The organism is Hyphomicrobium sp. (genome assembly GCF_019753045.1).
In the GTDB taxonomy this organism is placed as follows: Bacteria; Pseudomonadota; Alphaproteobacteria; order Rhizobiales; family Hyphomicrobiaceae; genus Hyphomicrobium_B.
The window spans coordinates 163,036-185,680 of record NZ_JAIELN010000009.1 but is presented as its reverse complement, the minus strand read 5'-3'; the positions used below and the strand labels follow the sequence as shown (position 1 = coordinate 185,680).

24 protein-coding genes are annotated in these 22,645 nt (G+C 61.3%); 6 read left to right on the top strand and 18 right to left on the bottom strand.

Features of this window, described 5'->3' with window-relative positions:
* Window positions 1-50 precede the first annotated feature (50 nt).
* A complete protein-coding gene (locus K2Q04_RS11870) occupies window positions 51-350 on the top strand; it encodes a hypothetical protein (RefSeq protein WP_291163745.1) in 300 nt (99 codons plus the stop codon).
* Between the two features lie 52 nt (window positions 351-402).
* Here the strand turns inward: K2Q04_RS11870 and K2Q04_RS11865 are convergent, their stop codons facing one another.
* On the bottom strand, window positions 403-1,413 hold the full coding sequence (locus tag K2Q04_RS11865; protein WP_291163743.1) for a hydantoinase/oxoprolinase family protein: 1,011 nt from the start codon (window positions 1,411-1,413) through the stop codon (window positions 403-405).
* 59 nt (window positions 1,414-1,472) lie between these two features.
* Between K2Q04_RS11865 and K2Q04_RS11860 the strand changes: the two genes are divergently transcribed.
* Window positions 1,473-2,180 carry a HisA/HisF-related TIM barrel protein gene (locus tag K2Q04_RS11860; RefSeq protein ID WP_291163741.1) on the top strand — a complete coding sequence of 236 codons (708 nt, stop codon included), beginning with the start codon at window positions 1,473-1,475 and terminating at the stop codon, window positions 2,178-2,180.
* Window positions 2,181-2,367: 187 nt separating this feature from the next.
* Here K2Q04_RS11860 and fae read toward each other — a convergent pair whose 3' ends face one another.
* The 7 genes from fae to K2Q04_RS11825 all read right to left on the bottom strand — a co-directional run bounded on the left by fae (window position 2,368) and on the right by K2Q04_RS11825 (window position 8,977).
* A complete protein-coding gene (fae, locus tag K2Q04_RS11855; protein WP_291163738.1) occupies window positions 2,368-2,880 on the bottom strand; it encodes a formaldehyde-activating enzyme in 513 nt (170 codons plus the stop codon).
* A gap of 231 nt (window positions 2,881-3,111) precedes the next feature.
* The gene (locus K2Q04_RS11850) at window positions 3,112-3,975 is read right to left on the bottom strand and encodes a triphosphoribosyl-dephospho-CoA synthase (RefSeq protein WP_291163736.1); all 864 of its coding nucleotides are present in this window, start codon (window positions 3,973-3,975) and stop codon (window positions 3,112-3,114) included.
* Window positions 3,972-4,943 carry a RimK family alpha-L-glutamate ligase gene (locus K2Q04_RS11845; protein ID WP_291163733.1) on the bottom strand — a complete coding sequence of 324 codons (972 nt, stop codon included), beginning with the start codon at window positions 4,941-4,943 and terminating at the stop codon, window positions 3,972-3,974. Before K2Q04_RS11845 ends, K2Q04_RS11850 begins: the two co-directional genes overlap by 4 nt.
* Window positions 4,927-5,886 (bottom strand): methenyltetrahydromethanopterin cyclohydrolase, encoded by a 960-nt coding sequence (gene mch, locus K2Q04_RS11840; RefSeq protein ID WP_291163728.1) that lies wholly within the window; start codon window positions 5,884-5,886, stop codon window positions 4,927-4,929. The genes K2Q04_RS11845 and mch overlap by 17 nt, the downstream gene beginning before the upstream one ends.
* Window positions 5,887-5,899: 13 nt before the next feature.
* On the bottom strand, window positions 5,900-7,039 hold the full coding sequence (locus tag K2Q04_RS11835; RefSeq protein ID WP_291163726.1) for an ATP-grasp domain-containing protein: 1,140 nt from the start codon (window positions 7,037-7,039) through the stop codon (window positions 5,900-5,902).
* 22 nt (window positions 7,040-7,061) lie between these two features.
* Window positions 7,062-7,967, bottom strand: coding sequence for a methylenetetrahydromethanopterin dehydrogenase (locus K2Q04_RS11830; RefSeq protein WP_291163723.1), 906 nt, complete (start codon window positions 7,965-7,967; stop codon window positions 7,062-7,064).
* Between the two features lie 20 nt (window positions 7,968-7,987).
* A complete protein-coding gene (locus tag K2Q04_RS11825) occupies window positions 7,988-8,977 on the bottom strand; it encodes a beta-ribofuranosylaminobenzene 5'-phosphate synthase family protein (protein WP_291163720.1) in 990 nt (329 codons plus the stop codon).
* A 114-nt stretch (window positions 8,978-9,091) separates the two neighbouring features.
* On the opposite strand from K2Q04_RS11825, the gene K2Q04_RS11820 reads away from it, so the two are divergent.
* On the top strand, window positions 9,092-9,469 hold the full coding sequence (locus tag K2Q04_RS11820; protein WP_291163718.1) for a 4a-hydroxytetrahydrobiopterin dehydratase: 378 nt from the start codon (window positions 9,092-9,094) through the stop codon (window positions 9,467-9,469).
* Between the two features lie 23 nt (window positions 9,470-9,492).
* Window positions 9,493-10,020, top strand: coding sequence for a 2-amino-4-hydroxy-6-hydroxymethyldihydropteridine diphosphokinase (gene folK / locus K2Q04_RS11815; RefSeq protein ID WP_291163716.1), 528 nt, complete (start codon window positions 9,493-9,495; stop codon window positions 10,018-10,020).
* Window positions 10,021-10,120: 100 nt separating this feature from the next.
* Here folK and K2Q04_RS11810 read toward each other — a convergent pair whose 3' ends face one another.
* The 6 genes from K2Q04_RS11810 to pqqA all read right to left on the bottom strand — a co-directional run bounded on the left by K2Q04_RS11810 (window position 10,121) and on the right by pqqA (window position 14,126).
* Window positions 10,121-10,477, bottom strand: a complete 357-nt coding sequence (locus tag K2Q04_RS11810; RefSeq protein ID WP_291163714.1) for a cytochrome c family protein — start codon at window positions 10,475-10,477, stop codon at window positions 10,121-10,123.
* Between the two features lie 214 nt (window positions 10,478-10,691).
* Entirely contained in the window at window positions 10,692-11,852 is a 1,161-nt protein-coding gene (gene pqqE, locus K2Q04_RS11805; RefSeq protein WP_291163712.1) for a pyrroloquinoline quinone biosynthesis protein PqqE, read from the bottom strand.
* Between the two features lie 28 nt (window positions 11,853-11,880).
* Window positions 11,881-12,183: a pyrroloquinoline quinone biosynthesis peptide chaperone PqqD gene (pqqD, locus tag K2Q04_RS11800; protein ID WP_291163710.1), complete on the bottom strand. Its 303-nt coding sequence runs from the start codon at window positions 12,181-12,183 to the stop codon at window positions 11,881-11,883.
* Entirely contained in the window at window positions 12,180-12,962 is a 783-nt protein-coding gene (gene pqqC / locus K2Q04_RS11795; protein ID WP_291163708.1) for a pyrroloquinoline-quinone synthase PqqC, read from the bottom strand. Before pqqC ends, pqqD begins: the two co-directional genes overlap by 4 nt.
* Entirely contained in the window at window positions 12,959-13,891 is a 933-nt protein-coding gene (gene pqqB, locus K2Q04_RS11790; protein WP_291163706.1) for a pyrroloquinoline quinone biosynthesis protein PqqB, read from the bottom strand. Before pqqB ends, pqqC begins: the two co-directional genes overlap by 4 nt.
* Before the next feature lie 145 nt (window positions 13,892-14,036).
* Complete coding sequence (pqqA, locus tag K2Q04_RS11785; protein ID WP_041921595.1) at window positions 14,037-14,126, bottom strand: pyrroloquinoline quinone precursor peptide PqqA; 90 nt, start codon at window positions 14,124-14,126, stop codon at window positions 14,037-14,039.
* Window positions 14,127-14,701: 575 nt separating this feature from the next.
* On the opposite strand from pqqA, the gene K2Q04_RS11780 reads away from it, so the two are divergent.
* Window positions 14,702-16,486: a flavodoxin domain-containing protein gene (locus tag K2Q04_RS11780; protein WP_291163704.1), complete on the top strand. Its 1,785-nt coding sequence runs from the start codon at window positions 14,702-14,704 to the stop codon at window positions 16,484-16,486.
* Between the two features lie 59 nt (window positions 16,487-16,545).
* Complete coding sequence (locus K2Q04_RS11775) at window positions 16,546-18,276, top strand: NADPH-dependent assimilatory sulfite reductase hemoprotein subunit (RefSeq protein ID WP_291163701.1); 1,731 nt, start codon at window positions 16,546-16,548, stop codon at window positions 18,274-18,276.
* A gap of 73 nt (window positions 18,277-18,349) precedes the next feature.
* On the opposite strand, the gene K2Q04_RS11770 is transcribed toward K2Q04_RS11775, so the two are convergent.
* From K2Q04_RS11770 to K2Q04_RS11755, 4 genes are all read right to left on the bottom strand, one after another.
* Window positions 18,350-19,150: a sulfite exporter TauE/SafE family protein gene (locus tag K2Q04_RS11770; protein WP_291163698.1), complete on the bottom strand. Its 801-nt coding sequence runs from the start codon at window positions 19,148-19,150 to the stop codon at window positions 18,350-18,352.
* A gap of 154 nt (window positions 19,151-19,304) precedes the next feature.
* On the bottom strand, window positions 19,305-20,840 hold the full coding sequence (locus K2Q04_RS11765; protein WP_291163695.1) for a GTP-binding protein: 1,536 nt from the start codon (window positions 20,838-20,840) through the stop codon (window positions 19,305-19,307).
* Complete coding sequence (cysD, locus tag K2Q04_RS11760) at window positions 20,840-21,745, bottom strand: sulfate adenylyltransferase subunit CysD (RefSeq protein ID WP_291163692.1); 906 nt, start codon at window positions 21,743-21,745, stop codon at window positions 20,840-20,842. Before cysD ends, K2Q04_RS11765 begins: the two co-directional genes overlap by 1 nt.
* Window positions 21,742-22,551 carry a phosphoadenylyl-sulfate reductase gene (locus tag K2Q04_RS11755; RefSeq protein ID WP_291163689.1) on the bottom strand — a complete coding sequence of 270 codons (810 nt, stop codon included), beginning with the start codon at window positions 22,549-22,551 and terminating at the stop codon, window positions 21,742-21,744. The genes cysD and K2Q04_RS11755 overlap by 4 nt, the downstream gene beginning before the upstream one ends.
* Between the last annotated feature and the right edge of the window lie 94 nt (window positions 22,552-22,645).

The window sequence follows — 22,645 nt, the reverse complement described above, 5'->3', positions numbered from 1 at the left end:
ACTCATCCGGGCTTCATATGTTTGATGCTCGGGACCCCCAGAGTGAATTCATGAAAAGAAGGCAGAACTCGATGATTGACGTCTCCCGTATCGTACGGCTCGCTTCGGCCGTTGCCGCTATCGGTGTGGCCATGGCACTTCCTGCAAGCGCGCGCGACGATATCCGCGAAGATCCGGCGGTCGTTGCGGAGAGGCTGCAGCACATGGGCTTCGTCGAATGGCGCAAGCTCCGCTGGTCGCATGGCTATTGGAAGGTCGATGACGCGAAGCGTGCGAACGGTCACGTTTACGATCTGGAACTCGAGAGCGGTTCCTTCGACCTCGTGCGGCTCCGTCGCGAACGCGGCTGAGACATTCGCCACTGAGTTTTTTCGGCCGCAACGGTATCCGTTGCGGCCGAATTTATTTGTGCAGAAGAAGTGCGACGGCGACGGCTGGTGCGCAGCGAGTCGCCCACTCTCGCTGATCGTCGCGGGCATCAATGAGCGTGCCGAATGCGTATGCGGGAAGCTGCAACCGGTCGGCAATTTTTTCAGCGTGCGATGCGCCGATGCCGGCGAGCACGACGGAGCGCACTTCGCCGCGAGGACGCGACAGGACCTGCAATACGCCGTCGTGAATCGATCGCAATTGGCGTTCGGAGACATAGGCGGCAGAAACCTGCCACGTCGGCAGGTGGCGCATTTCGACGTCGCGTCCGAATCCGCGGGCAAAGCGGACGAGACTTTCTTCCTGGGTTTTTCCGCGCCCATCGGCCGTTGGATGCTGGTCGACGTCATCGGGCAGATCACCGAGGATGCGGCGCACGTCGGCCATCGTCGCGAAGCCATCGCGGGCCAAGCCCTGCCACTGGCCCGCCAGTGGCGCGCGGTTCGTGATCGATGCAACGGAGGTTCGCGTCAGTCCCGTATAGACCAGCTCGCCTGTCTGCAGACGTTCGGCGTCGGTGAGGCCTAACGGGCGATCACACGCAATGATGTCGGTCGTCGTCGATCCCATGTCGATGAGCAGGGACTTCGGGCGGAGGCGGGCGACGAGTTCGGCGGTTGCGATGAAATTGGCCGACGCGACGGACAGCGGATCACCGATTGCCGCTTGCGGCGCGGCGAAGCCTTTGAGGCCCATGAAAAAGCGAAGCTCGCCCTCAAGGCGCTCGCGCAGTCTTTCAACGAGCGCCAGAACACCCGTCTCGCGGCTTTCGAAAATCTCGGTCAGCTCGCCCGTCATCGTGATGGCGCAGAGGCTATGGCCTTCAACGATCGTGGCGGCGTCCTGGAGGGCTTGGTCGAACCGATCCAAACCTTCCCAAAGCGGGCAGGGGATCTGGCGCACGGAGACGACGCGGCGGTCCTCCACGCGCGCGACCTTGAGGTGCGCGCCGCCAACATCCAAGCCGATTGTGACCTTCGTCATTTGGGCCTTCGCTTCAACATCGTTGCTCGTGATACACTGAGAGCCCGAGGAGGCAAGCAGTGGACGTAATTCCGGTTATCGATGTCGCGCACGGACAGGTCGTTCGTGCGGTCAAGGGGGAGCGTTCGGCTTATCGGCCCATCGAAACGCCGATTGCTGCGTCGTCGGACCCTGTAGATCTGGCGCGTGGCCTCGCCAAGCTTTTTACGTTCCGTAGGCTTTACTTAGCCGATCTCGACGGCATCGAGGGCCGGGGGCGCGACAAGCACCTCGTTCAGGCGCTTAGCCATGCTCTGCCCGGTGTCGAGATCTGGATCGACGCCGGAACGGGATCGCGAGGAGCTGCGCGCGCTGTGCTTGCCGCGCCTGTCTCAACACTTGTCGTCGGATCTGAAAGCGTCGAGACGGCGCGCGTCTGGAGCGACATCGCCGCCGAAGCGCCGGGGCGCACGATCCTGTCTCTCGATTTCAGGCACGATGAATTCATGGGGCCGGAAACGCTGCTGACCGATTCGTCGCTTTGGCCCTCGCGGGTCATCGTCATGACGCTCGACCGCGTTGGCGCGAACGCGGGACCGGATTTCCAAAAGCTCAAGGATATCGTGTCGCGCGCTGGCGCACGCCGCGTCTATGCGGCTGGGGGTGTTCGAAATCGCGAAGATCTCGACGCGCTCCGAAAGATCGGCGTCAAAGGTGCGCTCGTCTCTTCGGCGTTGCATTCGGGAAAAATTTCGGCCGGCGACCTCAAGGAAGTCGCCGGCCGGTGATGTCCAGTCCAGAATTGGCAGCAGCCGCTCAATCCGAGTTTGAAGCCAAGTTGCGGCCTTGGCTTCGGCTCAGTTGTCAACCGCTGTAACGGCCGGAGAGCAGTCTACCCAATCGCTGCAGCAGACCCCCCTTCATGGGAGGGGCAGTATTATTTTTGTTTTCTACCTGCTGAGGACGGTTTCCGCTTCAAGTCTTAGCGCCGAACGGATGCTGTGCCGAGTTACGCTGTGCGGTTGCTTCAGCAGCCGTCGGCTTGCCAGCAACTGCGCGTGCGATCGATTCCTTCACAGCGCGGTAGTTGTAGTCTTGGATCTTGGCGTCGTCGGCAGCTTCCCAGTGGATGAACACGCCAACGCAAACGAAAACGTCATCAGCTTCTGCAGCCGGGATAACGCCTTCAGCGACCGAGTCCTGAACAGCCTTTGCGACGCCGTACTGAGCGGGTCCGAACATCTGAACGGCCTGACGGGCGTCCTTGATCGTGACCTTGTTGTAAAGGATCGTGTTCGGCTTGCAGGGGAGGTTCGGCGCAATGACGGCGAGCAGCGTCGTGAAGCCGTCTTTGTTGTTCGTCAGGGCGTTGCAGAAAGCCGTCTCAGCAGCCGAACCGCGCGGTCCGATGATGAGGTCGATGTGAGCGACTTCGTTGCCGTCGCCGACGAGCGACTCGCCGACCATGACTTTGTTGATTTTGGCCATTAGGGGGGTTCCTCCCACGAAATAAACGATATGAGCACCAACGCACCCCCGTCAAAAGCCGGGAATTCGCTGTGTTGCTCTGGCGATGAATATCCAAGCACGTCGGCGCCCTGGTGTCATGAGTACCAGCGTCAGGCACAATGGATCGGCCCGCAGCGAGTGCGGACACGGCGCCTGTATTGCCCTAGGTCAACGAACGAGACAAGCCCTTAAAAGGGGGCGCGGCGGCATTCAGGAGTGTTTCCGCTCGATTAATGCGTCGGCGAAAAGGGTGGTGACTACAAAATCGGCAGTCGTACCCGGATTGAGACGGCTCTGTTTCAACTTTGCGTCAAAATCCAGAAGGGCGGACAGCGATTTCGCAGTTGCAACAGGAAACCAACTCGACTTCAGCGCGTGTGCTTCGCGCTGCACATCGACAGCGGTTTCGAGTCCGTATTTCCGCGTGATGTGTGTGTCGGGGAACTCGGCCAGCAAAGACATATGCAACGTTGTTATCGCGAGGGCCGGATCGGATCCAGGCGCGGCGCGCGCGGCGTGGAGGACGGGCAAAGCGAAATCGAAAACATCTGCGAAGACGTTCACGTAGGCGTTCGCGATGCGATCGCGTTCGGCGGCGAGGTGCATTGCAGCAATGAGCGTGAGCCGGTTTGCATCGGCGCGAACGTCGCCCTCACCGACTGCGCCGAGTCCAGCGGGATTGGCGATGCGGATTGCTTCGAACGCATCCTCTGCGTCCGCTACATCGAGGGCTGAAAGAATGTTGCCGAGGCGGCGGCGCAGACCGACATCGAACGTCGTCTCGCTCGCCGCTTTCGCGAGCGGTGCGCAGAGAAGCACGATGCCGAGGTTGGTATTCATGCCCGTCGCGGCAACGCTTGCTTCAGTTGCGCGGAGGATGCGTTTGCCGACGCTCAATGCGGGATCGGCAATCGGACCGGCCGCGGCTTTCGCGGCCTGCTCGAAGTGGAGCACCTCCATGCCGTGCCCGGCGGAATGGCGGTGAACATTGCCGGGCTTCAACGCACTGAGTTCGGCGTAGCAAGCGTCGAGGAAGGCCGCGGTTATTTCGGCCGGTTGACGCGCGCCCCTCATGATTCAAGAGCGACGGGAATACCCGAGGCCGCGCGGTGCGCGAGAACGGTTTTCAAGAAGTCTTCGGCGATGGCCCATGCGATGTTGACGTCGGCCACGCCTTGCAGGCCGCGCCATGCGGGATTGGAATTGACTTCCAACACCTGCAGTTCGCCATCCGCCGTTCGAATGAGATCGATGCCGGCGTAATCTGCATCGACGGCGCGCATTGCGGCCATCGAGACGTTGACCATCTCGGCGTCGGGAAGATGGACGCGGGCCTTGCCGCCCTGATGAATGTTCGTCACCCAATTGGTCCCTCGGCGGGTCATCGCCGCGACGACGCGATGCCTCGTCGCAAGAACGCGCCAGTCTTCGTAGAGGCCATCCTTCGGCGGGACGTAATCCTGCATGTAGTACATCTGATCGACGGTCTCGGGCGCAGGCAGCTCGCTCTGCTGTTCGATCCTGCCGATGCCCTTGCCCTGACTGCCGAAGAGCGGCTTCACGACCAGCGGCCGGTCGAGCCCTTCGGTATATTCGAGCGCATGAGGAAGCGTTTCGCAGACGCGCGTGCGCGGAGTCGGAATACCGTTCTTGTGCAGAAGAAACGTGGTTTGTGATTTATCAACGCAGCGCTCGATGGCGCGCGCATCGTTCCAGATGCGCACGCCGCTTTCGCGCAGCGCATGCAAGAGGCCCAACCGAAACGTAATTTGCTCGAGCGTTCCAGCAGAGATCGAGCGGACGAAAACGCCGTCCGGCAAGCGGCCTTTGAATCCCGGAATATCGATGCCGCTTTCGAGCCCGGTATCGAAGGCGCAATGGGGAAGCGAGGAAACCGTGACGCGCGCGCCCATGGCTTCGAGTGAGCGCACGATGCGGCGCGCGTGCCATTCGCCCCGCCCTTCCTCAATCAGAAGGGCGAGGTGAAGACCATTGCCTGGGCCTGGCAAAGGATCAGGCTTGATTTCAGCGGAAGCTCGCATCGACGATCTCCGGCGCCAGCTCGCCTGCGCGGAAGGAATTGCCGGTCTCGACGTTCGAGACGATCACCTGAGCGGGTGAGAACAGCATCGGGTCGATCTTATAGAAGTCGCCGTTAACGTCGGCGAAGATCTCGGCGAACGGTTTGCCATAGGCGCCGCACGTGCTGGACGGGAGATTCTCCGCAAGCCGCTTCGCATCGGTGTCGGGACCTTTGACGAAGAGATGGATGCGGCCGCCATAGATGATCGCGTCGTTGGTGCGCCCCATCGCCTTGACGAAATCGGGAACCGGCGGCGCGATCGGCGTCGTACCTGTGCCGTCGAGGATGTTTTCGAGAGGGAAGTGCAGGGCGTGGGCTTTGTGGATTGCGACCTCGAGCACGCGGGCTGCGATCTGGACAGTGCCAGCGAGGCTCCAGGTCGTCGCGTACATGATGGTCAAGCCGGCCGGATCGATGCCGCAGCTGGTCGACAGTTTCGCGATGACTGCCGACGGCGGCGCCTTATCGCCCTCGATGACGAGCGTCGCCTGCGGGTGGTGGTCGACGTAGCCGAGTTCTTTGTACAGGTCTTCGACGCGCGACAGCGCGCGTGCCGGTCCGGAGCCGAGCGCGAAGAAGCCCGAAGCTTCGTCGCTGATCGTCCAGCCGGCGTACTGGCTGGCGAGGCAGGCAATGACCGGATTGTTCGAGGAGACGACAACGCCGAGCGGCCAATTCTGAAGGCCGGACGATTGCGTGAATGCGACGGTGCCGAGCCCGCCCATGCAGACTTCGCCGAGACGGCGGCCGGCTTCGAGGCCTCCGACGACGTTCGCGCCCATGTCGATAAGGCGTTCGCCGAGGCTGCCTTTCGAGACGGAGATGCGGAGTGCGTCGGCGTCTGCCACGATGTCGTCGACGAGCTTCGCGGCGCGTGCCGAGACGCTAGGCTGCTTTAGCATTGGGAACTCCGGGTCAGGATTTGGCGTGTTCGTATATCAGGTCTTCGAGTTCCGCCAAGCGGGCGCGGGCGAGCGCTTCTGCCGCATCGGCCGTTGGGGCCTCGGCGAAGACGGTCGCTAGGGGTGCGCCAGCGGGGATGAACGTTCCCGGGGGGCCGCGGTCGGCGCTCCAGTCGGGCCACGGAATATCATTAAGAAGGATAGGCCCGCGGTCGGCGTGCAGGATGGCCATCGCGATTGCTGAACGGTTGACTTTAATATCGGGAAAACGGGGCATTATGCCTTCGCCAAGCCCCATGGCGATATGCGCGCGAAACAGGAAGCCGGCTTCGTCGTCCAGAACGTCGAGAGAGGCACCCGGCCGAGGATTGACTTCGAGAAGGTATGGGGTGCCATTTTTGACGACAAAATCCAGCGACGCCATACCTTTCAGTTGCAGGGCACTGCTCACGTCCGTGGCTGCGTCAACGATGCGGCGGCGCACATCTGGATCGATGGGCGGCAAGGACACGGCACCCCCAAAACGATAGGGCTGCTCAGGCGACGGCGAGGTCCATTGTCGTGTCAGAGCAAGCACAGAGTTTGGTGCGGAAAGGAATACTCCGGACACGGAAATCCGGTCGCCATCGAGCAATTTTTGGAAATAGCGGCGCGGTTTGGCTCGCTGAAGACCGACGCACGTGCGGATATGCCGGCCGCCGCTGCCGCCGACGCGCTTCGAGATCCAGCCGGTCGGATCGGCGGGGGGAGACGTTCGCGTTTCGGGATGCGCGATACCCAGCTTGTCGAGAACACCGAAGAAGCTCTGCGGGTCCTTGCAAACTTTATAAGTCGCGGCGTCGGAGCCGAGCAGCTTGAACCGGCTTGCGAGGGCGGCGACGAGGCGAGGCTTATCCTCGAATCCCGAACCCAGGACGAGGCCGATCGGGGTGGATCGCGCCGATTGCGAAAGATCCGTCAACGCCGCGATGATAGGCTTCGTGCGGAAGCCGGTTTGCATAACGCCGTCGAGAACGCGAAAGTCCTCGGCGGCGTGTTGTGTGTCGAGATCGCCGAAAGCATCGGCGACGAGCGGTCTATAGCCGGCACGCCGGGCGGATTGCGCGAGGCTCCGCCCGGAAAATGCGGCGATGAGAACCGTTTCGCCGCTCACCGTTTCTCTCCGGCTTCAGACCTCAAGCCAGTCCGACGAGTTTCTTCGCGAAGGTGTAGGCGTCGCGGAAATCGAGCACCAGCGGCTTGTCGGAATCGATCATCTGCTTGAAGAGGCCGGATTCGCACTTGTACTTGATGTCGCCGATAGCGAGCGGACCGACGCCGAGCGCGTCGCATCCGGGGAGCTTTTCGCCGTTCATGAAAAGCTCCATGCCTTCGACGCCTGCGGGCGGCACGGCGTTGACGTCGGCGATGACCTTCAGGTTCTTGGCGAGGGCTTTATGCTCCTTCGAGACGACCTGAACGCCGGCTGCAGCAGCTGCAAAGATCACGTCAGCGTTGGCGATGATCTCAGCCTTCTGCGCGTCGGTTTCGCCGGGGACGGCCTTCAGGTTGACGCCGAAGCGGGCCTTCGAAACTTCGGCGCTCTTGATGACGCGCTCAACGCCGCGGTGGGCGACGAGCTGGACGTCGGCGCCTTCGAGAGCCGAGATGATAGAGGAAGCAAATCCGACGACGCCGGTCGCGCCGAAGACTGCAACCTTCACACCCTTCCAGTCTTTATTGAACTTGTCCTTCAGGAGCTTCTCGACGCAGGCGACCATTGCGGCCGCGGTCGTGAACGAGCCTGCCGGGTCGGCGAAAACCGAGCATTCGAACGGCGGGACCATCGCCTTCTTCGCTGCATCGAGCATGTCGAGCGCGAGGATCGCATCCTTGCCGCCCATGAAGAATCCGGTGCGTACGCCGTAATTCGGGGGGCGCGAGAAAATCGCGTCCTGGATGAGGCCAGTTACCTCGCCCAGTTCCACGTTGATGTAGGGAACGATCACCTTGTAGCCAGCGTCAGCCGCCATGTTCACGTCGAAGGGGCTCATGTGCTTCTGCGGCGCGAGCATATGCAGAATAGGTGTTGCGTCGCTCATTTGATTTATTGCTCCGTTCGTTAGGAATTTCGCAGCGATTCTATGATGGCGCCGGAATTGCGGCCTTGTGCAATCTGGATTTCGAGCCCGACGCCTTTAGCCTCTTCGTATAAAGAATGATAGAGGCGTTCTGCCGCTTTCTGGCTCTCGACAAAGGCGAACCCGGTCGGCCCCCAGGAGCTCTGTCCGATGCCGGTTGCCCCCCATTCCCGCATGCGTGCCGCTAGTTGTCCGACGGCTCTGCTCGTCCAGGCGCTGCCGCCCTGCTTCGCCGCGAAATGCACGCCGACGATCTCCTGAATTTCCGTCAGCGCCGAGCCGAACGCGCCGAGGTCTTCCTCTTTCAACCCCGGCACGAGTTTCATCAGGACCAAGTGGCAGATATGCGCGGCGCTCGCTTCGGAAAAGGGGGGCAGCCCGGCAAATGCCGTCGTCTCGGCTTCTCCGGAAACGCCTGCATTGCGCGGGTCCAGGATGAGCATCACCCGCCATTCCTCGGGGAAGTCGGATCGCAGCGTCAGGGGCGGGGGCCTGTCCTCTTTGCCTTTGCCGCCGTCGATGATGAAGCCGCCCGACCGGAATGCTTCGAGCCCGATACCGGACCGTGCTCCGCGATCACCCAGGATCGCGAGGTCTGCCGCTGAAAGCTCGCGTCCCTCCATTCTCGCCACCGCCGCGCCGACGGCCAGGGCGAGTTGCGTTCCTGATCCGAGGCCCGCATGCGCTGGGATAGCCTCAGAAACGGTTATGGCGTAGCCGTTGTCCTGGTTCTTATCCGGGCGCTCGCCTGCGAATTTACGGAGAAGGGCAACGGCTCGCTGGCTTTCGGGCCCGGTGGCCGAATGCCGGTCGGCTTTCGCTAGCGTGAGCTCGGTGCTCGGTCGGTCGATGCTCAAGCCAATGCTTCCGTAGCGCCGGCCTAGCCCCCCGTTCAAATCGAGGAAGCCGAGGTGCAGTCGCGCGGGAGCCGTGACGCGGGTCGCGGCAGAGGTTGCCGGAAAAGGCCTCACGTAAGACGGTCCTTTCTGATAGCGGCCGGAGGCATCGGTTTGATTGTTGACCGGTTGCGGCGGCGGTAGGATTTAAAGAAGCGAGTTGTCCGATAATTGGAGGTCGAGGGCAAGATGAGTGCAGAACGCGAAAAACCGATGGCCGACGCCGATGTTAATGCTTGGCTGGCCGCCAACCTTCCGACCTGGAAGCTCGAGAACGGCTGGATACGCCGCACATACAAGACAGCGAGCTGGAAAGGCACGCTCATGGTCGTCAATACCGTCGGCCATCTCGCCGAAGCGGCGTGGCATCACCCGGATATGACGCTCTCCTACGCATGGGTCGAGGTTCGCCTGATGAACCATGCGGCCAAGGGCATCACCTCGAAGGATCTCGAGCTCGCGAAGAAGATCGAAGAGGTCGTGCATTGGCAGCCGGGCAAAGAGGGCAAAGGCCTCGAAGGCACGCCACACGGCGATATGCGGTTTGCGTACATCAAATACGACTGAACGTGGCGCCGGAGGCAAGTTCAATGGCGAACGCCGAGCGTGCGCGAGCGGAGCTGCAGGGAGCTGCCGGCGCGTCCGACGCCATTCTGGCGCTCGGTACGAACCTCGGCAATCGCATTGAAAATATCGAGGAAGCGATCCGCCGGCTCACTGCCGACGGATCGATCCGGCTCGTCTCGCGATCGAAGCTTTATAGATCGGCTCCGTGGGGCGTCACGGATCAGGATTGGTTCATCAATGCGTGCATTGCGATCCAAACGACCCTGTCGCCGCATGAACTCCTCAAGCGCTGCCAGGCGGTCGAAAACGATATGGGACGCGTGCGTACCATGCGATGGGGCCCGCGCATCATCGACGTCGATATTCTGACGTTCGGCGACCTCACCATTGCGGAGCCGGACCTCACTGTACCGCATCCGCTCATCGGCGAGCGCGCGTTCGTGCTGGTGCCGCTCAAGGATGTCGCGCCGGAGCTGAGGCTCAACGGCCGGTCCATCGATGCGATGCTGGAGAAGCTCGACGGTAGCGAGGTCGAAGCGGTTCAACCGTGACGAACCTTGGTGACGCTCCAGCGGCCAAAAGAAAAGCGCAGCGAAGAAACTGATCTTCGCTGCGCTTCCTATTAGATGGAACTCAGACGACGAGTTCTGATTACTTCAGCGTCTTGAGATATTCGATGAGGTTGGCGCGGTCGCCTTCATCCTTGATGCCGGCGAAGATCATCTTGGTGCCGGGGACGTCCTTGGCGGGACCCTGCAGCCACTTGTCGAGCGAGGCTTCATCCCAGGTGATGCCGGACTTCTTCAGCGCGTCCGAATAGTTGTAGTCCGGCAGGCTTCCAGCCGCACGGCCGACGACGCTGCCGAGGTGCGGGCCGACGCCGTTCTTGTCGACCTGATGGCAGGCCTTGCACTTATTGAAGACCGTCTTGCCGGCATCCGCATCGGCGGACATGGCAGCGGTCGGTACTGCTGCGACCAAAGCAATCGCCAGAACCCACTTGCGCATTTCGTTTTCCTTCCCGTTTCGCCTGAGCGGCATTTTTGGAAACGCTCCAACTCATAGCTGAGTGGCGGGAAGTTGCCATTTTTTTTCTGAACCGCGACCGAACAGAATGCCGCACCGGGCAAAAAAAAATCCCGTGCGATTTCGCTGCACTGCGAGCACCGGCTCAAGCTCGGTTAAATGAACATTGCTCCCTGGCAGCTACTGACCCGGTTCCTTACTCGGCAGCGGTCGCCTTGGCGGGACTCATGCGGCGATAGACGAACGGGGGAGGATTGGCGACGCCACTTTCGGCCTCGGCGGCGGCAACGAACGCCAGGTGGTGAGGCGAGAGCTTGCAGGCCGGATCGGTGTTCGTCGGATCTCCGGTAAATGCCATCGCCTGGCAGCGGCAGCCGCCAAAATCGATTTCGGCGCGCGGGCAGCCCCGGCAAGGTTCCTTCATCCAGCTGGTGCCGCGATATTTTTCGAACGCCTGGCCGTGCAGCCAGATGTCGGCCAGACGCCGGTCTTTGACGTTGTCGAACTCGAGACCCGGAACCGATTCTGCAGCGTGGCAGGGGAGGACACGGCCCTGTGGGGTCACGTTCATGACGCCACGGCCCCAGCCGCCCATGCAGGGCTTCGGCGTCTTGGCGTAGTAGTCCGGCACGACGAAATCGAAGACCATGATTCCCTTCAGGCGCTCTTTGGCTTCTTCGACGATTTCAGCGCTCTTCAAAACCTGCGCGCGCGTCGGCATGAGGCTGGCGCGGTTCTTCAACGCCCAGGCGTAGTACTGAATATTTGCCACTTCGATGCGGCCAGCGCCCATCTCGACGGCGAAATCGATGATGTTCGGCAGGTTCTCGATGTTGTGGCGATGGATTGGGGCGTTGATGGTGAGCGGCATCTCGAATTCGCGCACCCACTTGCCGACTTCGCGCTTCTTGGCCAGACCGTTTTTGTAAGCCGAGATTTTTTCGGCGTTCGCTTCGTCGACGTCCTGGATGGAGAGCTGGACGTGGTCGAGCCCCAGGTCCTTCAGACGTTTCAGGCGGTCGCGCGTGAGCGTCACGCCGGCAGTGATGAGGTTGGTGTAAAGACCTGCCTTCGCTGCAACCTCGACGATGTCTTCGAGATCTTTGCGAACGGTCGGTTCGCCGCCGGACAGATGGATCTGCAGGATGCCGAGGTCGGCAGCCTGGCGCATGACATCCTGCCACTCGGCGGTCGTCAGCTCGCTGTTGACCCGGTCGAGTTCAAGGGGGTTCGAGCAGTAAGGGCACTGTAACGGGCAGCGGTGCGTCAGCTCAGCAAGGAGGCCAACCGGCGCGCGGGCACAAGCCTCAACCAAGGGCTTCTCGGAGAACTGCTCCATCGGTGCTACTTCGTTCATTGACGTCAGCTCCGTTTGTCCCGAGTTCTTAAGCTCTGATCACGCCCTTATCCGAAAGCTCCTGGAGCATGGATATGGTGTCTGTGAGTATTTCCTGCAGCGGTGCGTTGTACTCTTTCGCAAGTTCCGACGCGATCTCCTCGACCGAATTCACGCCATCACAGCGCTTCAAGATTTCGATAGCGATGGGATCGGGCTCGAAGACGCGTTCCGGCGCGAGCACGTGCCAGCGGCCGCGGCCGGGATCGTGCCGTAACTTAATGTGGGGTGGCAGCGCCGGCTTTGAAGCCGGCACTATGATCACACGTGTGCGATGTCCTTCGCCACTCATCGATCAGCCTCTGGCCGGAATGCGCCGGGCGGAATGTGTCCATCAATGTAAGCGTGGTGGAGCGCGTCGAGCTGTACCCAAAGCACGTTGCACTTGAAGCGCACGGCCTCGACGCAGGCTTCCTGTTCGTCGCGCGTCTTGGCGTTTTTCAGGATGTACTGGAGCGCGAAGTCGGCGTCGCGCGGCGCCTGGGTCAGGCGGCGCTTGAAGTAGGCCATCACCTTGTCGTCGATGAAATCGTAGTTCTCAAGCATGCCGGCGATCCGCTCTTTATGGATCTTCGGCGCGAAGAGTTCCGTCAGCGAGGAAGCGACGGCGATCGTCAAAGGCTGCTCACGGACGAACGTGACGTAGGCCTCGACGGCGAAAATGGTGGCAGGCAGCGCACCGCGCCGCGAGATCACGTACTCACGATCGAGACCGAGGCCGTCCGTCAAAATAAGCCAGCGTTCGATGCCGCCCGGCTCGTCCGGCGGAAGGCCGTCGTGGTCGAGAATGCGATGCGTCCATTCCCGGCGCAGTTCGCGGTCGTAGGCACGGCTGATGAGGGCCGCATCCTTGCGCGGCACTGCGGACTGATAGCAGAAGCGGTTCAACGCCCAGGCTTGGACCTGGCCGCGATTGAGCTTGCCGCCGTGCAGCAGGTGATGGAAGGGGTGCAGGTCGTGATAGCGCTCGGGTCCCACGGCGCGGATCGCGGCTTCGAATTCCGCGGGCGACATCGGCGGCTCGTTTTCACGGCGTTCGGCGGTTTTCTTTTCGAGGCTGACAGGGTTCATAGGCGGACCTCCATGCCGTCGAAGCCAACTTCCCATCCGGCAGCGTCGACGACTTTACGGGCTTCTGAGTTCTCGTCCAGGATTGGGTTGGAATTGTTGATGTGCACGTAGATCCGGCGCTTCACATTGAGCTGGCGCAATGCCGAAATGGACCCGTCGGGACCAGAGACCGAGATATGGCCCATGCGTTTTCCGGTCTTATTCAGCAGGCCCTGGATCAGCATCTCGTCGTCAACGAAGAGCGTGCCGTCCAGGAAGATCAAATCGGCGCCCCGGATCTTATCGGCGAGCGGCGGGTCGATCTCGGCGACGCCCGGAATATAGAAGAACGATTTCCCGGTTTTGGCATCGGTGACTTTGAGGCCGATGGTGTCGCCGTCGCGGCTGCCGAAATTGTTGCCGGCGTCGCCTTTCTCCAGAAAGAGCGCGACTTTGCCGGGTACGGCGAAGGCTTCGACGACAAGGCCAAGGTCGACACCGGCACCTTCGAGGCGCGTCGGCTGGTCGAGTTTGAAGGTGTTGCGGGAAACCTTGTCCCGGGCAAGCACATCGAAAACGCTATTGGCGTCCAGCGTCGCCAGAACGCGGTCTGCGGCGTAGATCGAGAAGGGCTGGCCTTCGCGGAGGCTCAAGAGGCCGGTGATGTGGTCGACGTCGGCGTTCGTCAGGACGACAGCCTTGATCGGCGAATTGCGCAGCGGTCCGCCCTTCGCAGGCTGGAGTTCCGGTGTTTCGTTGATTTGCTGGCGGATATCGGGAGAGGCGTTGAGCAATACCCACTTCGAGCCATCAGCACTGACGGCGAGAGACGATTGCAGCCTTGCCTTATATCCCGCGACGCCGGCTCTCACGCTGGATGAGTGAAAGCCATTGCAATTCCATTGCGGGAATCCGCCCCCAGCGGCGGACCCGAGTACTTTGATGATCATATGCGCTGAATGTGCTTGCGCCGACGGGTCGCCGAAGCCGGCAGCGCTCTCAATTATTCGAGATGAAACGGCCGCGGCGGCCGATGATTGCATCGACCGCCGCGCCGGTGTCTCACAAACCTTGCGAGACCGAAGACGTCATCGGTTAGATGAGGTCGATCTCGGCCGGCAGGTAGCTCGTGACCTCAAGGCCAACTTCCTGCTCGCGCACTGCGGGTTTGGTCCAAATCTTCATAGTGTTTCCTCCAAAGCGGTAAACTGCTTACGTCCTTGCAGACCCCGCCGAGGGCCCACCAGATCGGTGCAGGCACTTTTGTTGTGCCGGCCCAATCTGCGGATCAGCTGACCAAAGTCAAGGCTGGTTGCCGCTGTCCACTGATGTAGATCATGTTCCGGGTCTTCTTTTCAAATCAACGCGCTTCACGTCTGCGTGTGAACGAATTGACCCGCCACTTGCCCATTATCCCTGGTTTGGAATTTCACCTTCGGGCCCGCCGGATTCGAGTCCATTTCAGTGAGCCATCTGCAAACCCAATTTCCTCCGGGCTAGATCTGGGATATTAGAAAAATATTCTTATCTTTGGGGTGGAATGACGCAGGTGCGTAGAAAATTGTTCTACAATATCGTATGCAATTGGCCTTGGCGGCGTGACGTAAGGCTTTCTCGGTCGGCTGTTAAGGTTTGACTTTTAGAATGCATGACCGGCTCCCGCGGGGCCGGCCGGCATGTTTGGGCTTTTCCGGAGCCCGGAGGCGCGCTACGCCCGCGCCTTGAACGCCGGGCTGATACCCTGACGAGGAGAGCATTTAGTGACCGCGACCCCACTGCTTCCGCGCAACGCGCCCTTTCTGCCGGAGGAAATCGAACTGTTGAATAAAGTGGTTGCGCGGACAACTCCGCAGCAGCGTTCGTGGCTCGCCGGCTTTTTCGCCGGTTTCGAGGCCGCGCAGGGCGGCGGCATGGCCCAGGTGGTGCCGGCATCCAAGCCGCGCGCGCCGCTTACCATTCTATATGCGAGCGAAAGCGGTAACTCCGAAGCCCTCGCAGCGAAGGCAAAAAAGGCCGCCCAGAAACACGGTCTCGACGCCAAGGTCTTCGATATGGCCGACGCCGATATGGCGCTGCTTGCGAAGGCGAAGAACATCGTGGTTTTCGCCGCGACCTGGGGCGAGGGCGATCCGCCCGCCCGGGCTGTCGACTTCTATCAAGCGCTGATGAGCGACGCCGCACCGCGTATCGACGGTGTGCGGTTCGCGGTTCTGGCGCTGGGCGATACGGCCTACGCACAGTTCTGCGCGATCGGAAAAGCCATCGATCAACGCCTCGAAGAATTGGGCGGCGTGCGGACGTTCGATCGCGTCGATCTCGATCTCGACTATGCCAAAAAGGCTGCCGAGTGGACGGAAGGTGCGCTTGCTAAGCTCGCGCCGGAAGACACGCAGGCTGCGGGTGGAACGGTCGTGCATGTCGATTTCGGCGGCGCCTTCCCGCAGTCCGACGATGACGAACCAAAATTCACCGCGGAGCACCCTCTCGAAGCCGAGATCTCGGCGCTCGTCAATTTGAACGGCAGCGGCTCGACGCGCGAGACGTGGCACACGGAATTTGCGTTCGACGATCCGGCTTTCAGCTATCAGCCGGGAGACGCTATCGGCCTTTTGGCGGAAAACGATCCGGCTCTCGTCGACGAACTTCTGCAGTCGGTTGGGCTCGGTTCGGATGCCGCGCTGCTCTTGAAGCTGCAGAAGTCATTGGACGTGACGACGCTGTCGCGAGCCGCCGTCGAGAACTACGCGAAGCTGACAGGGCGTGCCGACGTCAAGGCGCTGCTCGAAGGCGAGGCTTATCCGAAGTTTGCGTCTGACCGGCAGCTCATCGACCTTTTCCTGGCATACCCGGAGAAGCTCACTCCGGAACAGCTCACTGGTCTTTTGCGGCCGCTGCCCGGAAGGCTCTACTCGGTCGCGTCGAGCCTCAAAGCGCATCCTGGCGAAGCGCATCTCCTCGTCGGCTCGGTTCGCTGGCAATCGCATGGCCGCGAGCGCAAGGGCGTCGCTTCGACGTTCCTCGGCGAGCGCCGCAAGATCGGCCAGACGGGCCGCATCTACGTCAAGCCGAACCGGCATTTCCGTCTGCCTGCGGACGGGCATACCCCGATCATCATGATCGGCGCCGGAACCGGCGTTGCGCCCTATCGCGGCTTCGTCGAAGAGCGCATTGCGGACGGCGCCAAGGGCAAGAGCTGGCTTTTCTTCGGAGAGCGGAACTTCACCAATGATTTCCTCTATCAGCTCGAGTGGCAGGACTATCTGGCGTCGGGCGATCTCTCTCGGATCGATGTTGCATTCTCGCGCGATCAGCCGGAAAAGATCTATGTCCAGCATCGCATCTGGGAAAAGCGTGCGGACATCAATGCGTGGCTGCAGGAAGGGGCGCACATCTACGTCTGCGGCGACGAGAAGGGCATGGCGAAGGACGTCGATGCGATGCTCGTCAAGGCTCTTGCCGAACCGCTGAAGGGCGATGAAGAGGCAGGCCGCGCGAAGCTTAAGGAGCTGACGAAGGCCGGCCGCTATCAACGCGACATCTACTAATTCAATTGCACGAAATCCCTTCGTTGCCACCGAGGCCGAAGGGAGCCGGGGAATACGAAATGACCGACAAGCGTTCGAAGAACGAGAGCATCAAAGAGCAAAGTCATCAGCTGCGCGGTACGCTGGCCGAGGGGCTGCTCAAAGTCGAAACAGGCGCCATCGCGGAAGACGATCAGCAGCTGATCAAGTTCCACGGCTCCTACATCCAGGACGATCGCGACGTTCGCGGCGAGCGGGGAAAGAAGAAGCTCGAAAAGGCTTATTCCTTCATGATCCGCCTGCGCATTCCAGGCGGCGTCGTGACACCGAAGCAATGGATCGGGCTCGATACCATCGCGAGCACGTATGCGAACGGCACGATGCGGCTGACGACGCGCGAAACATTCCAGTTTCACGGCGTCATCAAGTCGAACCTCAAGCGCACGATGCAGTCGTTCAACAACATCTGCCTCGACACACTGGCTGCTTGCGGCGACGTCAATCGCAACGTGATGACGGCCGCCAATCCGCATCTGTCGAAGGCGCACCGGCAAGCCTACGATCTCGGCAAGGCGATCAGCGAGCACTTGCTGCCGCGAACGGGCGCCTACCACGAGATCTGGCTCGACGGCGAGAAGGTCGAGGATGCGTCGCGGGCCGCGAAGAAGGACGAGGAGCCGATCTACGGCGTGCATTACCTGCCGCGCAAGTTCAAGGTCGTCGTGGCGGTGCCGCCCGATAACGATGTCGATATTTATGCGCACGACCTCGGCTATATCGCCATTGTCGGGAAGGGCGAACTCGTCGGCTGGAACGTCACCGTAGGCGGCGGCATGGGCATGACGCACGGAGATACGAACACCTTCCCGCGCACGGCAGATCTTCTTGGCTTCTGCAAGCCCGAGCAAGCGATCGACCTTGCCGAAAAGGTCGTCACCGTTCAGCGGGACTGGGGCAATCGCGAAAACCGCGCGCGGGCGCGGTTGAAGTATACGATCGAAGATCGCGGTCTCGACAATTTCCGCGATGAAGTCGAGCGGCGTCTCGGGTTCAAGCTCGAGAAGCCGAAGCCGTTCAAGTTCACCGGCACGGGCGACAAGATCGGCTGGCGGCAAACGGTCGACGCGAAGAAGGGGGCGGAAAAGGCTTGGCATCTAACGCTCTTCGTCGAGAACGGGCGCATCAAGGATCGCCCCGGCTATGCCTTGCGGACGGCGCTCCGCGAGATCGCCGAACTCGGCGTCTGTGATTTCGTTTGCAGCGCGAACCAGAACGTCATTCTCGCGAACGTCACGGCTAAAGCTAAGTCCAAGATCGAGGCGGTCTTCAAATCGCATGGCGTTTCGCTCGACGTATCGTCGGGGCTCCGGCGCAATGCGATGTCGTGCGTGGCGCTGCCGACATGCGGTTTGGCATTGGCGGAAGCGGAACGCTTCCTTCCCGATCTCGTCACCGCGCTCGAAGAAAGTCTCGACAGGGCCGGTCTCAACGATGACGACATCGTCATCCGCATGACGGGATGCCCGAATGGCTGCGCACGGCCGTATCTTGCGGAGATCGGCCTCGTCGGCCGTAATCCGGGGCTTTACAACCTGTACCTCGGCGCGGCGTTCAACGGGTCGCGGCTCTCGAAGCTTTACGCGCAGGACGTCGACAAGCAGCGCATCGTTTCGCTGCTCGAACCGCTCTTCATCGCCTATGCAAAAGAGCGTGAGAAGGGCGAGCACTTCGGCGATTTTGCAATCCGGCATGGAGCCGTTGCGCTAACGCCGGCTGGCAATCAGTTCCACGCCGACGTGAAGTTGGTTTGAGCGGCCCTAAACCGTTTCTTTCGTCATCCCCGCCTGCGCGGGGATGACGTCTGCGGGGGCTTTCCGCGGCCAACTATAGTTTCAGTGAGAGCTGGTAGGCGGCGAAGCAGAGGATCATCGCCAGGAAGATGCGCAGCAACCAATCGGGCAGAATGCCGGTGAGGCGCGATCCGATGGCGATGCCTGGGATCGAGCCGACGAGCAGCAATCCTAACAGCTCGAAACTCGTGTTCCCGATCGACATGTGACCAAGTCCCGAGACGAGCGTCAGCGGCACTGCGTGCACGATGTCGGTGCCGATCAGGCGGCGCGTGCGGAGCATCGGATAGAGCAGCGTCAAGATAACCACGCCAATGGCGCCTGCGCCGACCGACGTCAGCGTAACGATAGAGCCCAGCGTCAAGCCGAGCAGCGTCGTCGGCAGGCGGCGGACTTTGATCTCGACCGGTTCGCCGACGTGGGCATGGCCGCGAACGACGAACGGATAGATCAGGATCGCGAGCGAACTCAGCACAAGTGCCGCGACAAGCGCCTGCTTGATGAAATGGGCAAGTGCTGCGGTGTCCGGATTGAGCAGGTGCAGAACGACAAGCATCGCGACGGAGCCGGGGACGCTGCCCAACGCGAGCCAGCCGACGAGGCGCCAATTGACGTTTCCGAAATTGTGATGAGGCCAGGCGGCCGATGCCTTGGTGATCGAGGCAAACAGCAAGTCCGTGCCGACGGCCAGCGCGGGCGCTACACCGATTTTCGTAATCAAGAACGGTGTCATCAGCGAGCCGGCTCCGACGCCCGTCATCCCGACGAGGAAGCCGACGACGAAGCCGCCCGTAATCACCATTGGCCACAGGGTGTGCAAATCGAATTCGGGCATGGGATTCCGTTGCGCGGTTGACGAATTGACCTACGCGAGATCAACCGGGTCCGCAATTGTGGATTTTACGTTTCGATAACGGAGGCTTTATCGCGCGCGCCTTCGCCCGGCATTGCGCCGCCGAAGATGCGGTCATGGATTTTGGAGCCGGAGCTTAGAGCCCCGGGTCCATCCCGTCATCGACTGGCGGCGGCGGTTCGATCGCCACGGAGACTCCGGCCGAGCGCAGAATGATCGCGACCTCGTTGGCGCGTCGCATGAACTCTTCGCGATCGCTCGAACTCATCGACAGGTCGCGATTGAGGCCGTTTGCGAGCATATCGCGCTTCAGTACGAAGTGACCCTCGGCGGGTTGTTCCGCCTTGGCGTTGACGGATGTCGCGATGCCGCCGGCCATCGTTGCGCCGGTGACGGAATCGACAAGCAGGAGCGTGCCGGTTTCCGGCGTTTCGGTGAAGACGTCGATGGAGGCTGCGCGGCCGAGCGAAATTTTCGCGATCGCGATGTCGTTCGCACTGCAACTGCGCGCCGGACGCGACGCCATCGTTTCGAGATCGAGGAGCGCTTTGATCTCGATATTGGAGATCGGGATGAGATCGGTCGATGTCCGCAAAAGATAGCCGGCAGTGGGGCTGAATGCGTCTTCGGAGAGCCACACGAAGCGGGCTTCGACCGTTTGTGCCGGAACCGGACGCATCTCGGGCGCCGACAGCACGGCGCCGCGCGATACGTCGATATCGACGTCGAGCTGCAAGGCGATGGCTTGACCGGCGGAGGCGCTTGGAAGGTCACCGTCCATCGTCGCGATGCGGATGACCTTGCCGCTGGCGTTGCTCAGAGCATCGACGACGATGTCGCCGACTTTCACCGAGCCTGACGTTACGGTGCCGGCGAGGCCGCGAAAATCCTGGCCGTCGCGCAGCACGGTCTGCACGGGAAAGCGGAAAACAGAACCGGCTTCGCTGGCACGGCTCGGTGCTTTCTCCAGGTGCTGGATCAACGTCGGGCCCGTGTACCAGGGCATATTGGCGGAGCCACCCGAGACGTTGTCGCCGAAGACGGCGGACAGCGGGATCGCGGTCGCGTCCCAGAAGTTGAATTTCCAGCACTGCGTGCGGAAGTCAGCCTCGATTTTGCGGAACACGTCTTCCGACCAGCCGACGAGGTCCATCTTATTGACGGCGAGCACGACGTGTTTGACGCCGACGAGATCGAGGATCGCGGTGTGGCGCTTGGTTTGCTTCTTCACGCCCGAGCGCGCGTCGACGAGCACGATTGCGACGTCAGCGTGGGACGCGCCGGATGCCATGTTGCGCGTGTACTGCTCGTGGCCCGGGGAATCGATGATGACGAAACGGCGCGTGTCGGTATCAAAATACTTCCAGGCGATGTCGATCGTGATGCCTTGCTCGCGCTCGGCAACGAGGCCGTCGAGCAGCATCGAGAAATCGGGGAGATCGGTGCCGGCGGCCTTGCGGCCGGAGCGGCGAACGTTTTCGCGCTGATCCTCGTAGAGATCGGACGCATCCCAGAGCAGCCGGCCGATCAGGGTCGATTTGCCATCGTCGACGGAGCCGCAAGTCAGAAGATGCGTAATGCCGCCAAGCTCGCGCACGAGATTGGGTACGACTTCGAGATGTGGAGCAGCCTTCTGCGTGGCTTCCGTTTTATGCAGTGCGTGCACCGACATCAAAAATAGCCTTCCTGCTTCTTCTTTTCCATTGCGCCGGCCTGATCGTGATCGATCAAGCGGCCTTGGCGTTCCGAAGTCTGCGCGTTGATGGTTTCGGCGACGACGGATTCGATCGTATCGGCGTCAGATTCGACGGCGGCGGTGAGGGGATAGTCACCGAGGGTGCGGAAGCGGATCTTTCGCATCTCGACTTTTTCACCGTCGCGCGGCTGGAGACGCTGGTCGTCCTGCATCAGGATTTGTCCGTTGCGGACGATCGTCGGTCTTTCGGCAGCGAAATAGAGCGGCACCACCTCGAGCTTCTCGCGGAGGATGTAGCGCCAGACGTCCTTTTCGGTCCAATTCGACATCGGGAAGACGCGGACGGTCTCGCCGGTGCCGAGGCGGCCGTTCAACAGGTGCCACATCTCGGGGCGCTGCTTGCGCGGGTCCCAGCGATGGCCCGATGCACGGAACGAGAAGACGCGCTCTTTCGCGCGGCTTGCTTCTTCGTCGCGGCGGGCGCCGCCGAACGCAGCATCGAAGCCATACTTGTCGAGCGCCTGCTTCAGAGCCTGCGTCTTCAGCACGTCGGTATGGATCGAGGGCGCGTGATCGATCGGATTGATCCCGCGCTTGATGCCTTCCTCGTTGGTGTGGACGATCAGATTCAATCCGAGCTCACGAGCCGTGCGATCGCGGAATGTGATCATGTCCCTGAACTTCCACGTCGTATCGACGTGAAGCAGCGGGAAGGGCACGGCCTGCGGGAAGAACGCCTTGCGCGCGAGGTGCAGGAGAACGGTCGAATCCTTGCCGATCGAATACATCAGCACGGGCTTGCGGAACTGCGCTGCCGCCTCGCGGAAGATGTGGATGCTCTCGGATTCGAGCAGATCAAGATGTGAAGGCGATGCCGTCATGCGGCGCGGTCCTTTGGTTCAAATCCGGGGTCTTCGGACTGCGTGTGAAGTCCGCATTCCTTGCCGTTCTCGTTTTCCCACCACCAGCGGCCGGCGCGAATGTCTTCGCCGGGCTTGATGGCGCGTGTGCACGGCTGGCAGCCGATCGACGGGAAGCCTTGGGCATGGAGTGCGTTGACGGGAATTTTGTTCCCCGCCACGTAGTCTTCGAGCTGAGCCAGCGTCCAATCGGCGATGGGGTTCAGCTTGATGAGTTTGGCGCCCGCGTCGTAGCTCGCGAACGGTACATGCGAGCGGCCTTGCGATTGTTCGCGGCGGAGACCGGTGAGCCAAGCAGATGCGCCTTCGAGTGCGCGATTGAGCGGGCGGACCTTGCGTATTTCGCAGCAGGCCTTCCGCGCTTCTATAGAATAGCGAAAACCGTAGATCCCGTCGTTTGACACGAGCTCCTCGACTTCGGCGGAGTCCGGAAACATCACGCGGATCTTGACGCCATACTTGCCTTCGGTTTCGAACAGCGTATCGAGCGTCTCGGGGAAATGCCGGCCGGTATCGAGGGTGAAGATGTCGATGTTCGTCGCCGTCGTCGCGACGGCGTGCGTGATCGCCTGATCCTCGATGCCGAGACTGGTCGAGAATGCGATGGTGCCGTCGATAGCGGCACGGATGGCGGCGAGACGCTCCTCGAGCGTCGTCAAGCTCGCGAGCTTCGCGTCAAGGTCAGCTGCAACCGCATGCTGCGGCGCGGAATGGTCATTGCCCGCCGATCCGCCAGGAGCGGACGCGGGTGCTTCGAACAGCGTCATGGAAGGCCTCCAGTGCTCCGATACATAGGGGTAAATCATTCCTCTGAGAAGCCATTTTCGCAAATAAGAATAGGATATTATTCCGGGATGTAAG